Source organism: Streptomyces clavuligerus, from assembly GCF_005519465.1.
GTDB lineage: Bacteria > Actinomycetota > Actinomycetes > Streptomycetales > Streptomycetaceae > Streptomyces > Streptomyces clavuligerus.
Genome location: NZ_CP027858.1, coordinates 4,197,331 through 4,212,480 on the forward strand (window position 1 = coordinate 4,197,331; position 15,150 = coordinate 4,212,480).

The window sequence follows — 15,150 nt, forward strand, 5'->3', positions numbered from 1 at the left end:
CACCCCGGACCCTGTGACCTGAGTGTGTGGAAGCAGGCGACCGGCTACGGGGCAGGGGCCAAGCCCAGCAAGCGCGACTACGCCCCCGGTAGCTGGGTGGCGTGGACGGCCCCGAACGGGAAGCGGCGCATGGGCGTCGTCAGTGATGACCGGTTCACCCTGGCCACCGTGAGGCGGTCGGCACAGGTGGGGCAGGCCAAGGAATCGCGTTGCAAGGCCGTGGTGCTACCGGCCGACGGGGGCGACGCCCTGCCGCTGTGCCCGGCCACGAAGAACCACCCCCACGCAGTGATCAAGGACGGGGGCCGCTGGCGCCCCGCCCACCCCCACCACGAACGAACCAAGGAAGCGGCAGCAGCATGAACACCCTCGTTCTCTACGGTCCCATCGGCCGCGCGGTCCGCAAGATCGCACCGTTCACGGAAACCGATCCGCTCGGGATCTACGTGGCCGTTCTCTCGATGTGGTCCGCCGCGATCGGCGGAACGGTCACCGTCTCCTCCCGGGGCAACGCCCGGCCCGTTCTCCTGTGGTCCGCACTCGTCGCCGGAACGGGACGCGGAAAGGGAACCGCACTGCGAGCCGCCCAGCACATCCTGGACCGACCCTTGGGCCGCTTCCTCGCCACCCACACCACATCCGGGATCACCTCCGGCGCCAGCATGGTCAACCACCTGTGGCAGCAGCAGGAAGCGACAGCGGAGACAGAGCACGGGCGGGATGTCCGGGCCCTGGTGGTCGAAGAGGAATGGACGGAGATCTTGAAGAGGGTCAAGCGTGACCCGTCGTTCACGACCAAGCTCCGGGCCGCGTGGGACGGCGCCACCCTGCGCAACACGACCAAGGAAGAGGCGCAGGAAGTCCGCAACCCCGCCATGGTCCTCCACTCCCACATCACCCCCTCCGACTGGACCAAGTACATCGGGGAAGCGGAAGCGGCCGGAGGCTCGTACAACCGTATCCTCCCTTTCCTCCTCGGATCGGTCCCGATGCTGGACGACGACCGCATCAGCCTGCCCACCGTGGACGGCGGCGACCTCGCCGACGCCTACGGGTGGGCCACCGCCCGCCCCCGCACCATCACCCTCGCCGACAACGCCCGCCCCCGCTGGCGCACCATCCGCCGCTACGCCCGCATCCTGGGCGAGACCCTTCCCGAATCGCAGGCTGTGTTCATCGAGCGGACCGCCGAACAGACCCTGCGGGTCGCGGCCTGTCTCGCAGCCTCCGAGTGCTCCGAGACCATCACGGACGACATGCTGTCGGCGGCCCTCACTCTCGTACGCCGATCCATCCACGACACCGTGAGGATTAGTAAGGGAGCCACCGCCCCGAAGCCGGGGCGTCAGGCCCCGAGCCTCGCGGACAAGGTTCGCGCCCGCATTGAGATGCACGGCGGACGCGCCACCTCCTCCCAGGTACTCCCGTTCGTCGGAGCGACCGCCGCCGAGGTCAAGGCCCTGCCGGATGTCGCGGTCACGGTCGAACGGTCCGGAAAGACCGGCCGACCGGCCACCGTCTTCACCCTCCGCGGTGACACTTCCGCTCACGCAGAGCAGCCGAAACAGGCCCTGGAGCCCCAGCCGGCGAGCGCGGAGCGTGAGAAGAACCGCACCACCGTCGTTCACATGGACGCCTACCGTCCGGCACTCGCCCCGGTGCGGCCAGTGGCCCCTTCCCCCGCCGTATCTGACAACCCCTTCCGAGCCCTCCTCTGACAAACAAAAGAAGTGCCCCGGCCGGATCACTCCGGCCGGGGCACTTTTGTGCCGGTCCCAGACCTACGCGCCGGGGAACTGCGCGTCTTGGAGGGCGCGGACGAACGTGGACCAAGTCCGCCCGCCTACGGTCACTTCAGGCCCCCGCGTGACCTTGCTGTCCCGTGCGGCCACTGTGCCGGGGGTGAGGCGCACCTCAACGCAGTTCCCGTTTCCGTTGCTGTAGCTGGACTTCCGCCACTGCGCGCTGTGTGGATCTTTCCTGTTCATGGCTCCCTATAGCTCCCTGCCACCTCGGAGATCAAGCGCCTTGACGCCTGCTCATCGAGTGCCGCGCTCCAGATTCCCTCGAACGCGGCCTCGTACTGGTCCACTTCCTTCGCTTTGTCGAGGTAGAGCCCTCCGGTGTACCCGTCCGCATAGACGGTCGGCGGCTCCATCTCGACCCCATCGCCGTTCACCGGGAAGCGGAGGATGACGAAGGGTCCTGTGACGACTCCCATGTGGGCACCGGCGCTGAACGGCACGATCCGAATCGAGAGGTTCGGCAATTCGGACACGTAGACGAGATGCGCAAGCTGGGCGGCCATGACCGCGTGGTCTCCTATGGGCCTGCGCAGCACAGTCTCGGCCAGGGCCACCTTCACGACGGGCGGGTCAGTCGCACGAGTGAGGAGGGTTTGACGTTCGATGCGCAGCCGTACCCGACCGTCGAGTCCCGCCTCATCCATGTCCGGGTAGTGAATGCGGGTGATCGCGCGAGCGTACCCATCGGTCTGGAGCAGGCCCGGAACTACATCGCTCTCGTAGGAGGACAGACCCGTAGCGGCCTCCTCCAGACCGACATACACGTCGAAGCCTTCGGGAATCACGTCACCGTAGGCGTGCCACCAGCCACGGGCCTTCGTCTCCTTGGCAAGGCCCATCAGGGCTTTGGTCAGATCCGATGGAGCGCCGTAGACCGTGCACATCGCCTGGACGTCGAGGGCGCGCAGAGGCGTCTGCCCCGTCTCGATCCGCCACATCTTTGCCTCGGACCACTCCAGCTTCACCGCCGCCGCGCGGACAGTCAGCCGGGCGCGGCTGCGGAGTTCCTTCAGGTGCCGCCCCAGTTGTCGGCGGGGGACTGTTGACCCTGTCGGCCCCTCTGTCATCTCTGCTCCTTCTTCTGGCCTCAGTATGACGGACTTCCGTCACTCACGATGAGAGTGCTCTGACGCTCGTCCCGAGCCGCAGGGCATCAGTTCGACTCCCCAGCAGCGGGACATTGTAATGAAGTCTTGCACGGCAATGGCCCGCCATGCAGGCTGGAAACCCAGACACCGGACAGCATCACCGTTGCTGGTGAAGCGAGTTGACGTGTCATCAGATTTCGCCAGTGGCGTTGGAGGTATTCGGCGGTGAGCGACGACGAACCCGTGAGTGCTATTGCTCTCCAGGTTCCGGAACTTGAGTCACTTCCCATCAATGGGTGGTGCTGTGACGATGCCGTCAGGCAGTGCCCCGACCGTCGAGCTACAGAGGGGAAGGGGGCGCCGGGATGGACAACCCGTTGAGGTTTCCTCCGTGCCAGTGCCCCAATCCCGCCTGCCCGGATCAGGCGCCTGCTGAATCAGCCGAAGCTGTCGAGCAGGCCAAGCCCATCCAGCCCTCGGATGACAGTCCCGTACTCGCCGCGCTCCGGGCGCGCATCCGTGAGGACAACGCGCGCCGGACGGGGTGGGGGGCCGTGTGAACAAGCTCCGCTCGTGGGCAGTCGCCATCGGCATGGCCGTCGCCTACGCGGCCACCGCCGTCCTGCTCGTCGCACTCGCCAGAAACAGCCCCTAGATACTCCGCCCCCGTCGAACCCCCGTTTCCGTGTCCCCCACGGCCAGAGTCGCGGCGGGGGCGGGCTTACACCCTCACGAGGAGAGGCATCTGTGGCACACCTCGCGCCGGAGACAGTCGCCGCACGCGGACGCGTCCTCAAAGAAAGGAACGACGTAGTCGAGCGGTACCACGCGGGAGCGTCGGTCAACGCGATTGCGCGGGACTACGGTGTGCGTCCTGAATGGTTGCGCGACCGTTTCAGCGACTGGAACGTTCCGATGCGGACCCGTTCACAAGCAGCCATCGCATGGTGGCGCCAGCGGCCCGCAGAGGAGCGCCGCAGGGCTCGGCGTCGAGGGAGGTAGCCCAATCAGCTTCCGCCCCCGTGGAGAGCACAGAGCGGCGGCGGGAACCCCGGACCCAACCGGGCCGGGAAACGCACCACCCGACAGAAGAGAGGTTCAGCTATGGAACCGTGGATTCTGAACGAGTGCGACCACCAGTACGAGCAGTGGAGTGGGGCGCAGCGCTGCATCAAGTGCGGCCACACGCAGCGATAGTCGAGAAGCCGGAGGGGTGCCGGGGCGACACCGGTGCCCCTCCTGGCGCTGACATGGGGAATCGATGACTGAACGAGTCCAGTGGGAAGAGTTGCCCGTCGAACTCCGCGCGGCCGTCGAAGCGCGCACCGGGCCGGTGATCGCGGCTGAGACTGTGGCCAGCGGATTCAACTGCACCCTGGCACTCAAGGTGCACACCCGCAGGGGTGGACGCCTGTTCCTCAAAGGAGTACGGGTATCAGACACGGCAGGGATGGACGGTCTGCTCTGGGAACAGCAGCTCAACAAGGTGGTCGGCGATGTCGGGCCGACGATTTGCCACCAGTTTGAGGCGGGCGGGTGGCTTGCTCTGGCGTTCATCCACATCGACGGGCGGCACGTGGACTACGCGCCCGGAACCGGCGACCTGGAGGCCGTCACGCGGACCCTTCGCCGGATGCAACACCTGGGCCCCCCAGCTGTCCACGTTCCGCAACTGTCCGACCGGTTCGACGGACCACTCACGCGGGAGGAAGCGGCAGCGCTGCACGGCACGAACCTTCTCCATACGGACACCAATCCGCACAACGTCATGATCGGGCGGGATGGAGCCGCGTACGTCGTGGACTGGGCCATGCCCGCACTGGGACCCGCATGGGTGGATGTCGCCTACACGGCCCGATGGCTCATGGCCTTCGGTCAGCCTCCGGAAGACGCCATGGCATGGCTCAACGGATTCACCAGTTGGCGACAGGCGGACCGCGCCGCCGTGGAGACCTTCGTAGAGGTCACATGCCGCGAGGCCACAGCGCGCTTGGGAGAGAAAGACTCAGCCCCGACGAACGCACGCTTCCGGCACCTGCTCGGCTCACCGTGATCCGCAGCGACCCGAGCAGGCCCCGTCGAGTCGAGGCGATCATGGGGAAATGCTGGGGAGGGGTGCGGTGAAGGGGGTATCTGTGCAGGTCAGCGCCTGATGGACTGTAAAGCACCCAGATCTACGAGGGCACCAACCAGATCCAGCGCATCGTGATGGCCCGCAACCTGCCGTAGCCCTCACGCACGGGTGACCCCGGGCGGTCCCGCCCGGGGTCGCCTGTGTGTCCGTTTACCTGGCCAGGTCGTCGATGAAGGCTGTCCACGCGGGTGCGCCGAAGGTGACGGCGGGGCCGGTGGGGGTTTTGCTGTCGCGGACGGGGACGAGGCCGGGGAGGCCGTCGCCGACTTCCACGCAGTCCGCTTCTTCACCGTTGCTGTAGGTGGACTTGCGCCAGTGGGCGGTGGTCAGGTCGGGTCGTGTACGCATTGCTGGTACTCCTCCGCGACTGTCTCGATGAAGGCCGGTGACCTCTGTGCTGACAGCGTCACCGACCGGGCGACATCGTATGTCCGCCGGTACGTGGCGACCAGGGTCTGGCTACGTGACCAGGTCGTCGACGAAGGCTGTCCACGCGGGTGCGCCGAAGGTGACGGCGGGGCCGGTGGGGGTTTTGCTGTCGCGGACGGGGACGAGGCCGGGGAGGCCGTCGGCGACTTCCACACAGTCCGCTGCCTCGCCGTTGCTGTAGGTGGACTTGCGCCAGCGGGCGGTGGTCAGGTCGGGTCGTGCACGCATCGCTCGTACTCCTCCACGACTGTCTCGATGAAGGCCAGCGACTTCTCTGGTGACAGCGCCACCGACCGCGCCACATCGTATGCCCGCCGATGCTTGGCGACCAGATCCGGATCATCCACCGTCTGTCCGGTGAAGGCGCCCTCCGTATAGACGAGATCGGGGGCGTCCGAGAAGGTCATGATGCTCACCATGCCACCGGTGCACCCGTGCATACCCGCGCTGAACGGGACCACTTGGATGTGCACGCGTCCCGCGCGGATGACCTCCGCCAGGGTCCGCAGTTGCTCCGCCATCACCGACGGTCCCCCGACCGCGGTACGGAGCACACTCTCGTGCAGGACCACCCAGAGATACGGCTTCTCCGGGTCCTTGAGGAGCTTCCGGGCGCGCTCCGTCCGCAGCTTGACGAGTGTGTCGACCACCCCAGGCGAAGGTGCGGTGCTGCCCAGGCACTGAGCCCTGATGTATGCCTCGGTCTGGAGTATCCCGGGCACGAACACCTGCCCGTAGTGGTAGACGGCCGAGGCCAGCAGTTGGAGCTCGGCCACATCCGCGAAGTAATCCGTGAGCCCGGTGTTCCTCTTCATCGCGGCCAGCAGCCTGCTGAAGAACCCGTCGGCCTTCAGCTCCTTGTCCAGCCGCTCCGCCAGCTCCTCCGTCAGCCGGCGCTTGCCCACCTCGATCTGGCCCATGTAGCCACCCGAGATGAACATCCTGGCGGCCAGCTCCCGTTGGGAGAGCTTGTGCGCCTTGCGCCGCCGTCGAAGCTCCTCCCCGATGAAGTCCTTCGGCCGCTCGGTGTATGGATTGTCATGACTTTCCATACGCTGCCATCACCTCTCCCGCCAGACCGTTTGGCCCCGTTTCCCCCGAAGGCTAGCGGTCGAGCGTCACGCAGTAGCCACGTTCCGTGACAACGGTCCCCGGAGGGGGTGAAGGTCTTGTGTTCCCCAGGGGCATGGCGTAAAAGGCCCAGGCGTCAGTCGCCCCGCGCCGCCGCGTCCAGCAGGACCCGCGCCGCCTCCCGGGCCTGGACGGCGGGCTCCGGGGAAGCCGTGAGCGCGGCGGTCGCCATCGCGCCGTTGGCCAGGATGGCGAGCTGGTCGGCCAGGAGGGGCGGGGCGCCCAGGGCGGTGGTCAGGGTGGCGAAGTAGTCGCGGACCGCCGTCTTGTGGGTGCGGGCGATGTCCGCGACCGACGGGGAGACCGCGCCCAGCTCCCCGTACGCGTTGATGAAGGCGCAGCCCCGGAAGTCGGGTTCCGCGAACCAGTCGCCGAGATAGTCGAAGACCGCGAGGACCTTCTCGTGCGGGGTCCGGGCACGGGCGGCGCCATGCGCCGCGATCGCCTCGCGGACCTCGGCGTCGCGGCGTCGCAGCACCGCGTCCAGCAGGGCGTCCTTCGAGGGAAAGACCTGGTAGAGGCGTTTGAGCGAGACGCCCGACGCGCTGCGGATCGAGTCCATGCCGACCGCCTGGACCCCGCGCTCGTTGAACAGCGTCCGCGCCGCCTCCAGCACCCGCAGCTCCGCCGTCTCCGCGTCCATACCGCTCACTCCTCTCCTTCCGCCTGCGCTTCCGCTTGCTGGGAGAACCAGCGTTCTTGTACTCTACAGGGCAGATGGAGAACGACCGTTCTCCACGCCTCCGAGGAGGTCCCATGTCCACGTTCGCCACCCGCTTCCGGACCGAGACCGTCGAAGGACTTGAGGTCGCCTACCGCGAGGCGGGCGACCCCGCACGCCCCACCCTCGTCCTGCTCCACGGCTTCCCGTCCAGCGGCCACATGTACCGGAACCTGATCGCCGAGCTGGCCGACGAGTACCACCTCGTCGCCCCCGACCACATCGGCTTCGGCGCCTCCGCCGCCCCGCCCGCCGACTCCTTCCCGTACACCTTCGAGAAGCTGACGGAGATCACCCTCACGCTGCTCGACCGCATCGGCGTCGACCGTTTCGCGCTCTATGTACAGGACTACGGCGCCCCCATCGGCCTGCGGATCGCCGCCCGCCACCCCGAGCGGATCACCGGGGTCGTCACCCAGAACGGCAACGCGTACACGGAGGGCTTCACCCCGTTCTGGGACCTCCTCTTCGCCTACGCGACGGACCCCGCCGCGCACGAGGACGAGGTACGGAAGCTGCTCACCGCCGACAGCACCCGCTGGCAGTACACCCACGGCACCCCCGCCGACCGGCTGGAGCGGATCGCCCCCGACGCCTGGCGGCTGGACCAGGCCGGACTCGACCGGCCGGGGAACGACGCGGTGCAGCTCGGGCTCTTCCGCGACTACCGTCTCAACCTCGACCTCTACCCCGTCTTCCAGGAGTACTTCCGGACCCACCGGCCGCCGCTGCTCGCGGTCTGGGGGCGGAACGACGGGATCTTCGGACCGGCCGGGGCGGAGGCGTTCGCCCGGGATCTGCCAGACGCGGAGATCCATCTCCTCGACGCCGGGCACTTCGCGCTGGAGAGCCACGGCGAGGAGATCGCCGCGCTGGTACGGGAGTTCCTGCGCCGGGCCGGCCGCCCGGAGTGAGTCACGTCCGGCGGGATGGGTGACGTCCGGCGGGATGGTTGAGCGAGGCGAACGGGGAACGGGGGGGGGCGGCTCAGCCGCCGGTGACCGTCACCTTCTTGTCGTTCTGGATCTGGTCCACGATCTGCGCCACCTTCGCCTTGTCCCAGACCAGATTGGAGCCCCGGGTGCCCGCCGTCGGCATGTTCATGGAGGTCCCGTCACCGCCGGTGATGCCCTTCATCGCGAAGAACATCTGGCTCAGGTCCCAGAGCGACATGTCCTTGTCCACGACCAGGGTGTCCAGGCCCGCGCCCATCACCGGGTAGAGCGTGAACGGGTTGAGGATGGTTCCCGGCGTCGCCGTCTGATTGGCCAGGGCGGCCAGGAACTTCTGCTGGTTCTTCGTCCGGGCCAGGTCCGACTCGGCGAAGGCGTACCGGGTCCGGACGAACGCCAGCGCCTCCTCGCCGTCCAGCGTCTGCTTGCCCGCCTGGAAGTCGGCGCCCGACTTCTTGTCCTTGAACGCCTTCGGTATGTCCAGCTCCACCCCGCCGATCGCGTCGACGACATTCGCGAAGCCCGCGAAACCGATCTCGGCGTAGTGGTCGATCCGCAGATGGGTGTTGTGCTCGACCGTGCGCACCAGCAGCTCGGGGCCGTCCTCGGCGTACGCGGAGTTCAGCTTGACCCTCCGGCCCTGGGCCGGGAAGAGCTTCCCGGACTCCGAGCCCTTGTACGAGGGGATCTCCACGTCCGAGTCGCGCGGCAGCGAGATCATCGTCGTCCCGCCGGAGCAGTCCGCGAGGATCATCATCGAGTCGGTGCGCTTGCCGCCCGCCGAACCGGTGCTCAGCCGCTGCTTCTCCGCGGCGGACATGCCCTTGCGGCTGTCCGAGCCGACGATCAGATACGTGGTGCAGTCGTCCTCCCTCGGCCGCTCGATGACCTTGGAGAGATCGACCTCCCGGCGGACCTTGCCGTCCGCCCAGAAGTAGGTGGCGACGGTGACGACCACCAGGGTGCTCGCGACGACGATCGAGCCGATCTTTATCCGGCGGCGCCAGTCGGGGGCCGGGGCCGGGCGCGGCGGGGCCCCGGGCGGGCGGGGGCCGCCGGGGCCGCCGGGGCTGTTCTGCCGCTGCGGGTGCCCCTGACGGCCGCCGGACGCGCCGTAGACCTGGCCCGTGTTGTAGCCGCTGTCGTACGGGGCCTCGCCGTAGCCGTCGTCCTGCCCGTGCCCCTGCTGTCCGTGCTGTCCCTGGTGTCCGTACGGCTGCTGCTGCCCGTACGGGGCCTGCTGTCCGTACGGGTCCTGCTGCCCGTGCGGCGGGTACGGCTGCTGCTGACGCGGCGGATACGGTCGGCCCTGCGCCGAGTGCGGCGGCTGCTGCGACTGCGGCGGGACCGGCGGTCGCTGCGGCGGGACCGGTCGCTGCACATGGCGCATCCTGCGCGCACCCTCGGGCTCGTGAGCCTGGTTGCCGCGTCCGTATCCATCGGGCCAATCGTTCATGGCGTTCAGTCTGCCGGGTCCGAGCCTGACGCGGACAGGGCAGAGGGGGAATCGGACCGGGCCTGTAGCGAAGCTGATGCAAAACGCCGCTTATATCCCTATCGGGTCATGAGTAAACCCGTCATCCACCTACAGTGGGGACATGACGGAACAGGTCCAGCGCCCGGAACCGGCGATCGAGGGCAAGGCCACAGCCGCCTCGCGCACCACCCTCAGCACCATCATGACCGGCAGTGACACCAACCTCCTGGGTACCGTGCACGGCGGCGTGATCATGAAGCTGGTGGACGACGCGGCGGGCGCGGTCGCGGGCCGGCACTCCGGCGGTCCCGCCGTCACCGCCTCCATGGACGAGATGGTCTTCCTGGAGCCGGTCAGAGTGGGAGACCTCGTTTATGTGAAGGCACAGGTCAACTGGACCGGACGCTCCTCGATGGAGGTCGGCGTCCGAGTGCTGGCCGAGCGGTGGAACGAGTCGACCCCCGCACAGCAGGTCGGCTCCGCGTATCTCGTCTTCGCCGCCGTGGACGCGGACGGCAGGCCCCGGCCGGTGCCGCCCGTGATCCCCGAGAGCGAGCGCGACAAGCGGCGCTACCAGGAGGCCCAGATCCGGCGCACGCACCGGCTCGCCCGCCGCCGCGCGATCAAGGAGCTGCGCGAGAGCCGCGCCGCCGAGGGCATCGAGGACTGAGCCGCGCCGCGGACGGCCGAGGCGCTTGAGCGGGCCGAGCAGACTGAGACGGCCGGGGTGACCGAGGCGCCGCAAGTGCCTCATGGGCACGTCACCTCGTCCCCCGTCACCGCCCCGGGCTCCCCCTGATACGCGTCCTGCGCCCGCACCGGCACCACCCCCGCGTAGTCCGCCCCCGCCACCACCCGCAGCGTGGGCCCCTGTCCCGGCGCCGCGCGCAGCTCACAGCCGCGCAGCGCCGTCGCCAGCGTGCGCGCCGAGCGGTCCCAGCGCGGGTCGTACGTCACATACGTCCGCTCCACCCCCGGGGCCGCCCCGTTCAGCGGCGCCCGCGTGGTGGCGAAACCGGTCGACCGCAGCGCCGCGTCGACCGTGCGCCCCAGACCGTCCCGCCCGGTGCCGTTGTAGACCTGGACGCGGATCTGCCGCGGCGACACCTCGACCAGCCGCGCCCGCTTCTTCCCCGGCCGCGCCCCGGCGAGCGGCTTGTCCTCCCGGACCATCCGGAACAGCCGCTCTGCCTTCGCGGTGTCCCACTTCACCGTCGCGCCGATGCCCGGGACGGTCTCCATCGCGCCGATGGGGACGGACGTGAACTCCGAGGACGCCGCCGAGAACCCGCGCATCGCCGCCCCCAGCGCCAGCATCTCGTCGGAGCCGAACCCCTCATCCGCCCGTACCGAGCCCAGCATCGTGGCGGCCACCTCACGGAACCGCACCGGGTTGAGCAGCACCCCGCTGCTGCTCGCCTGCTGGATCAGGGCCGCAACGAATCGCTGCTGCCGCCCCATCCGGCCCAGGTCGGCCGCCCCGTCCACATGCCGGGAACGGACGTACTGGAGCGCCTGCCCCCCGTTCAGCCGGTGCCTGCCCGCCGTGAGGGCGAGCCCGGTGTACCGGTCCGCCATCGGCCGCGCCGTGCAGATCTCCACCCCGCCGACCGCGTCCACGGTCTTCATGAAGCTGGTGAAGTCGACCTCCAGATAGTGATCGATCTTCACCTTGGTCATGTGCTCGACCGTGCGGACGGTCAGCGAAGGACCGCCCTCCGCGTACGCGGCGTTCAGCTTCACCGGATGCGCCGCGTGGTGCTTCCCGGTGTTCTCGTCCGTGTGCTCCGGGACCTCCGCGTAACTGTCGCGCGGCAGGCTCACCACACTCGCCCGGCCGCTGTCGTCGGAGAGGTGCACCAGCATGATCGTGTCGGTGCAGTGGCAGGGCGCGCCGCCCAGCCGGTACTTCTCCTTCTCCTCCGCGCCGATCCGGTCCCGTCCGTCGGTGCCGACGACCAGGATGTTCATCCCATGCCCCGCCGCAGGCCTGTTCTTCATGTCCCGGAACGGGTCCACCCGGTTGATCCGGGTGTCCAGGCTGGTCAGCGCGGCATGCCCGATCGCCCCGGCGCCGAGCACCAGCATCGAGAGCACCGTCGCCAGCCGCAGACCCCAGCGCGGCCGGACGACGACCACCGGCTGTCTCGTCCTGGGCCCCGGATTCGGCCGGGGGCGGGGCACCGGACGGTGCCGGGGGGAACGGGACGGGGGCGGCATGGGCAAGAGGGGCACCTCCGCGGGCGGACGGCCGAACAACGGCGGGGAGAGCAGAGAGGACAGGGGGAAAGAGGGGCAGAGGACGACAGGGGAAAAGGGGGGGCAGAGGACGGGGACACCAAGGAGGCGGACGACGGCGAACGGGGGAACCCGCACACCGTAGGCCCATACGATCTGCTGTCCGTCGCATCGCAGTGGCCGCCGCGCGTCCCTTTCCCCCATTCGCGGTAACGTGGCGAACGATGAACGCCACGCCCGCTGTCTCCGTGATCATGCCGGTCCTCAATGAGGAACGGCATCTGCGCAACTCGGTCCGTCACATCCTTGAGCAGGAGTACGACGGTGAGATGGAGGTGGTGATCGCGCTCGGGCCGTCCACGGACCGTACCGACGAGATCGCCGCCGAACTGGTGCGGGAGGATCCCCGCGTCCACACCGTGCCCAATCCCACCGGGCGCACGCCCGCCGCGCTCAACGCCGCGATCAACGCCTCGCACCACCCGATCGTGGTACGCGTTGACGGTCACGGAATGCTGTCACCCAACTACATCGCCACCGCCGTACGGCTCCTGGCGGAGACCGGGGCGCAGAACGTCGGCGGCATCATGCACGCCGAGGGCGAGAACGACTGGGAGCACGCCGTCGCCGCCGCGATGACCTCCAAGGTCGGCGTGGGCAACGCGGCCTTCCACACCGGTGGGGCGGCCGGACCGGCCGAGACCGTCTACCTCGGGGTCTTCCGCCGGGAGGCGCTGGAGCAGCAGGGCGGCTACAACGAGGAGTTCATCCGCGCCCAGGACTGGGAGCTGAACTTCCGCATCCGCGAGGCGGGCGGGCTGATCTGGTTCTCGCCCGAGCTGCGGGTGAGCTACCGGCCCCGGCCCTCGGTACGGGCCCTGGCCAAGCAGTACAAGGACTACGGCCGCTGGCGGCATGTGGTCGCCCGCTACCACCAGGGCTCGATCAATCTGCGCTACCTCGCCCCGCCCGTGGCGCTGCTCGCCATCGCCTGCGGCACCGTCGTGGGCGCGGTGCTCACCCCCTGGGGGCTGGTGATCCCCGGCGGCTATCTGGCGGCGATCGTCGCGGGCTCCGTCCCCGCGGGCCGCGGGCTGCCGCTCGCGGCCCGGCTGCGCATCCCCGTGGCACTGGCGACCATGCACATGTCCTGGGGCTTCGGCTTCCTCACCAGCCCGCGCGCGCTGGCGAGGAAGGTCATCGCCTCCCGCCGCCCGGCCGTGACCGACGCCGCACCGGCCTGAGACCCCCGCGCCCGGTGACGGGTGCGCGGGAGGAGCCCCCGGCGACCGCGGTCGCCGGGGGCTCCTCCCGTTCGCCGTCCGCGCGGCTACCAGGTGAAGCCGGGCTGTACGTCCATACAGCCGCCCTGGTCGCCGCGGAGCGCGTTCGCCGACTCCGGCGTCTTATTGCTGACCTGCGGTTCGGGGAAGGCGGAGCCCAGCCGCCAGTCCGCGCCCACGGTGAGTTCGATCCCGGTGACGTCGGTGGACTTCCGGACCGACGTCAGCGGGATGCCGAGGGCCTTGGCGACCGCCTGGGCGTCGCCCTCCAGCTCCACGTTGGAGAAGCGGATCAGGGTGGCCTTCCGGGGGTCGACGGCGGTGTCCGCCACCGCCTGGGTGAAGCCCTTGCCCTGGAGCAGGGCGCTGACCTCGGAGGCCCGGCCCCGCTGCGGCAGCGCGCCGTCGCCACCGGTGCCGTTGCGCACCAGGACGCCGATCTCGGCGGGCGCGGCGGCCGGGTCCTGGGCGGCGGCCCCGGGCTTCTTGCCGTCCTCGGAGCCCTTCCCCCCGGCGCTGTCCTTGCCGCCCTTCGTGCCCTTCCCGTTCTTCCCGTCCTTCGCGTCCTTGCCGTCCAGGGCGATGTCCTCGCGGATCATCCGGAAGACGTTCTCCGCCTCGCCGGGGATCGGTTCCACCTTGCCGGTGAACCCGGGCCGCTTCGAGTAGTCGACCGGTATCCGGCTCATCGTGATCCGTTCGGGCGCGACGTCCTTCAGCTCGTTCCCGATGTCCAGGAGCTTCTTCACCGACTCGATGCCCTCGTCCACGGTGAGGGCGTCGATGGCCGCCTCGGCCAGCTTGCGCAGCTTGACGGGGTCGCTGAGCTTGGTGTTCTTCCGGAGCTGGCGCACCATCGAGTTCATGTACATGTGCTGGGCCCGGGTGCGGGCCAGATCCGTGCCGTCGCCGAAGCCGTAGCGGGTCCGCAGCCACTTGAGCGCGTCCTCGCCCTGGATCGGGGTGGTGCCCGCCGCCAGCCGCAGCCCGGAGCCCTCGCCCGTCGGGGTGCGGGAGTGGATGTTCTGCTTCACACAGACCGGGACGCCGCCGATGGCGTCCGCCATGGAGACCACACCCGCGAAGTCGATCATCATGAAGTGGTCGATGGTGATCCCGGTCAGCTCGTACCAGGTCGCGACCGTGCAGCCGGCGCCGCCACGGCCCAGGGACTCATTGGTCTGGACCCAGTCGCTCGCCGGGTGGACCTTCCCCGTCTTGGGGTCCGCGCACTCGGGGATGCGCAGCATGGTGTCGCGCGGCATGCTGACCACGGAGATGTTGGAGCGGTCGGCCGAGAGGTGGATCAGCATCTGCACATCCGCGAGAGGCGCGCTGTTGAACGTCTCCTTCGCCCCGCCGAGCTGCTGATTCTCCTTGCTGTTCCGCGCGTCCGAGCCGATGACCAGGATGTTCAACGGGGTCTGGCCCGCCGCGTTCGCCTTGTGGCCGGGCATCGTCCGGCCGAGGGTCAGCCGGTCCTTCTTGATCCTGCTGTTGAGGTGCTCGTAGTAGAGGTATCCGGCGGCGCCGGTCGCGAGGATCAGCAGGGACAGCACGGTCGCGGTCCAGCGCAGGGCGCGGCGCCTGCCCTTTCCGCCGTTCTTCCCCTGCCGCTTCTGTCCGGCGCGCCGGGTGCCGCCGTCGCGTGCCGTGCCCGGCCGCCCGTCCGTGCGTCCGGCTGTTCGTCCGTCCGTCCGCCGCCTGCGGGACGGCGGGCGCTGCCGGGTGCCGCCCCGTCGGCCGCGCGGGGCCGGAACGGGTGCGCCGGGCTCCCGGTCCGTGCCCTGCTCCCGGGGGTGCCCGGGGTCCGCGGGGCGGGCCGGGCTGTCGGGTATCCCCTCCCGGTGCACGCTGTTGTGTCCCACCCTGAATCCCCCTGTCGGGCCCG

Annotated in this window: 15 protein-coding genes; 6 read left to right on the forward strand and 9 right to left on the reverse strand. The window is 69.3% G+C overall.

Annotated elements, in window-relative coordinates; translation table 11 throughout:
• Positions 1 to 24: 24 nt before the first annotated feature.
• Together CRV15_RS17710 and CRV15_RS17715 are read left to right on the forward strand one after the other, a co-directional pair.
• Positions 25 to 363: a hypothetical protein gene (locus tag CRV15_RS17710; RefSeq protein ID WP_003960691.1), complete on the forward strand. Its 339-nt coding sequence runs from the start codon at positions 25 to 27 to the stop codon at positions 361 to 363.
• Positions 360 to 1,718: a DUF3987 domain-containing protein gene (locus CRV15_RS17715; protein WP_003960690.1), complete on the forward strand. Its 1,359-nt coding sequence runs from the start codon at positions 360 to 362 to the stop codon at positions 1,716 to 1,718. Before CRV15_RS17710 ends, CRV15_RS17715 begins: the two co-directional genes overlap by 4 nt.
• A gap of 63 nt (positions 1,719 to 1,781) precedes the next feature.
• Here CRV15_RS17715 and CRV15_RS17720 read toward each other — a convergent pair whose 3' ends face one another.
• Together CRV15_RS17720 and CRV15_RS17725 are read right to left on the reverse strand one after the other, a co-directional pair.
• A complete protein-coding gene (locus tag CRV15_RS17720) occupies positions 1,782 to 1,988 on the reverse strand; it encodes a DUF397 domain-containing protein (RefSeq protein WP_003956749.1) in 207 nt (68 codons plus the stop codon).
• Positions 1,985 to 2,872, reverse strand: coding sequence for a helix-turn-helix domain-containing protein (locus CRV15_RS17725; protein WP_003956750.1), 888 nt, complete (start codon positions 2,870 to 2,872; stop codon positions 1,985 to 1,987). Before CRV15_RS17725 ends, CRV15_RS17720 begins: the two co-directional genes overlap by 4 nt.
• 1,282 nt (positions 2,873 to 4,154) lie before the next feature.
• Between CRV15_RS17725 and CRV15_RS17735 the strand changes: the two genes are divergently transcribed.
• Positions 4,155 to 4,946: a phosphotransferase gene (locus tag CRV15_RS17735; protein WP_003960687.1), complete on the forward strand. Its 792-nt coding sequence runs from the start codon at positions 4,155 to 4,157 to the stop codon at positions 4,944 to 4,946.
• Between the two features lie 231 nt (positions 4,947 to 5,177).
• Here the strand turns inward: CRV15_RS17735 and CRV15_RS17740 are convergent, their stop codons facing one another.
• From CRV15_RS17740 to CRV15_RS17760, 4 genes are all read right to left on the reverse strand, one after another.
• Positions 5,178 to 5,375: a DUF397 domain-containing protein gene (locus tag CRV15_RS17740; protein ID WP_003956754.1), complete on the reverse strand. Its 198-nt coding sequence runs from the start codon at positions 5,373 to 5,375 to the stop codon at positions 5,178 to 5,180.
• A 111-nt stretch (positions 5,376 to 5,486) separates the two neighbouring features.
• Complete coding sequence (locus CRV15_RS17750) at positions 5,487 to 5,684, reverse strand: DUF397 domain-containing protein (protein ID WP_003956755.1); 198 nt, start codon at positions 5,682 to 5,684, stop codon at positions 5,487 to 5,489.
• The gene (locus CRV15_RS17755) at positions 5,663 to 6,508 is read right to left on the reverse strand and encodes a helix-turn-helix domain-containing protein (RefSeq protein WP_003956756.1); all 846 of its coding nucleotides are present in this window, start codon (positions 6,506 to 6,508) and stop codon (positions 5,663 to 5,665) included. Before CRV15_RS17755 ends, CRV15_RS17750 begins: the two co-directional genes overlap by 22 nt.
• 155 nt (positions 6,509 to 6,663) lie before the next feature.
• On the reverse strand, positions 6,664 to 7,230 hold the full coding sequence (locus tag CRV15_RS17760) for a TetR/AcrR family transcriptional regulator (RefSeq protein ID WP_003960686.1): 567 nt from the start codon (positions 7,228 to 7,230) through the stop codon (positions 6,664 to 6,666).
• A gap of 113 nt (positions 7,231 to 7,343) precedes the next feature.
• Here CRV15_RS17760 and CRV15_RS17765 point away from each other — a divergent pair, with 113 nt between their 5' ends.
• Positions 7,344 to 8,222, forward strand: a complete 879-nt coding sequence (locus tag CRV15_RS17765; RefSeq protein WP_003956758.1) for an alpha/beta fold hydrolase — start codon at positions 7,344 to 7,346, stop codon at positions 8,220 to 8,222.
• 73 nt (positions 8,223 to 8,295) lie between these two features.
• On the opposite strand, the gene CRV15_RS17770 is transcribed toward CRV15_RS17765, so the two are convergent.
• The gene (locus tag CRV15_RS17770; RefSeq protein ID WP_003960684.1) at positions 8,296 to 9,717 is read right to left on the reverse strand and encodes an LCP family protein; all 1,422 of its coding nucleotides are present in this window, start codon (positions 9,715 to 9,717) and stop codon (positions 8,296 to 8,298) included.
• Between the two features lie 142 nt (positions 9,718 to 9,859).
• Between CRV15_RS17770 and CRV15_RS17775 the strand changes: the two genes are divergently transcribed.
• On the forward strand, positions 9,860 to 10,408 hold the full coding sequence (locus CRV15_RS17775; protein ID WP_003956760.1) for an acyl-CoA thioesterase: 549 nt from the start codon (positions 9,860 to 9,862) through the stop codon (positions 10,406 to 10,408).
• Positions 10,409 to 10,488: 80 nt separating this feature from the next.
• On the opposite strand, the gene CRV15_RS17780 is transcribed toward CRV15_RS17775, so the two are convergent.
• On the reverse strand, positions 10,489 to 11,958 hold the full coding sequence (locus tag CRV15_RS17780; protein ID WP_049887375.1) for an LCP family protein: 1,470 nt from the start codon (positions 11,956 to 11,958) through the stop codon (positions 10,489 to 10,491).
• Between the two features lie 242 nt (positions 11,959 to 12,200).
• Here CRV15_RS17780 and CRV15_RS17785 point away from each other — a divergent pair, with 242 nt between their 5' ends.
• Positions 12,201 to 13,220: a glycosyltransferase family 2 protein gene (locus CRV15_RS17785; RefSeq protein WP_003956762.1), complete on the forward strand. Its 1,020-nt coding sequence runs from the start codon at positions 12,201 to 12,203 to the stop codon at positions 13,218 to 13,220.
• Between the two features lie 86 nt (positions 13,221 to 13,306).
• Here CRV15_RS17785 and CRV15_RS17790 read toward each other — a convergent pair whose 3' ends face one another.
• Positions 13,307 to 15,127, reverse strand: coding sequence for an LCP family protein (locus CRV15_RS17790; protein ID WP_003960682.1), 1,821 nt, complete (start codon positions 15,125 to 15,127; stop codon positions 13,307 to 13,309).
• Between the last annotated feature and the right edge of the window lie 23 nt (positions 15,128 to 15,150).

Excerpts from the sequence above, each read along its gene's own strand:
- CRV15_RS17715 (WP_003960690.1), top strand. The coding sequence starts at position 360 with ATGAACACCCTCGTTCTCTACGGTCCCATCGGCCGCGCGGTCCGCAAG.
- CRV15_RS17720 (WP_003956749.1), bottom strand. The coding sequence starts at position 1,988 with ATGAACAGGAAAGATCCACACAGCGCGCAGTGGCGGAAGTCCAGCTAC.
- CRV15_RS17725 (WP_003956750.1), bottom strand. The coding sequence starts at position 2,872 with ATGACAGAGGGGCCGACAGGGTCAACAGTCCCCCGCCGACAACTGGGG.
- CRV15_RS17735 (WP_003960687.1), top strand. The coding sequence starts at position 4,155 with ATGACTGAACGAGTCCAGTGGGAAGAGTTGCCCGTCGAACTCCGCGCG.
- CRV15_RS17740 (WP_003956754.1), bottom strand. The coding sequence starts at position 5,375 with ATGCGTACACGACCCGACCTGACCACCGCCCACTGGCGCAAGTCCACC.
- CRV15_RS17750 (WP_003956755.1), bottom strand. The coding sequence starts at position 5,684 with ATGCGTGCACGACCCGACCTGACCACCGCCCGCTGGCGCAAGTCCACC.
- CRV15_RS17755 (WP_003956756.1), bottom strand. The coding sequence starts at position 6,508 with ATGGAAAGTCATGACAATCCATACACCGAGCGGCCGAAGGACTTCATC.
- CRV15_RS17760 (WP_003960686.1), bottom strand. The coding sequence starts at position 7,230 with ATGGACGCGGAGACGGCGGAGCTGCGGGTGCTGGAGGCGGCGCGGACG.
- CRV15_RS17765 (WP_003956758.1), top strand. The coding sequence starts at position 7,344 with ATGTCCACGTTCGCCACCCGCTTCCGGACCGAGACCGTCGAAGGACTT.
- CRV15_RS17770 (WP_003960684.1), bottom strand. The coding sequence starts at position 9,717 with ATGAACGATTGGCCCGATGGATACGGACGCGGCAACCAGGCTCACGAG.
- CRV15_RS17775 (WP_003956760.1), top strand. The coding sequence starts at position 9,860 with ATGACGGAACAGGTCCAGCGCCCGGAACCGGCGATCGAGGGCAAGGCC.
- CRV15_RS17780 (WP_049887375.1), bottom strand. The coding sequence starts at position 11,958 with ATGCCGCCCCCGTCCCGTTCCCCCCGGCACCGTCCGGTGCCCCGCCCC.
- CRV15_RS17785 (WP_003956762.1), top strand. The coding sequence starts at position 12,201 with ATGAACGCCACGCCCGCTGTCTCCGTGATCATGCCGGTCCTCAATGAG.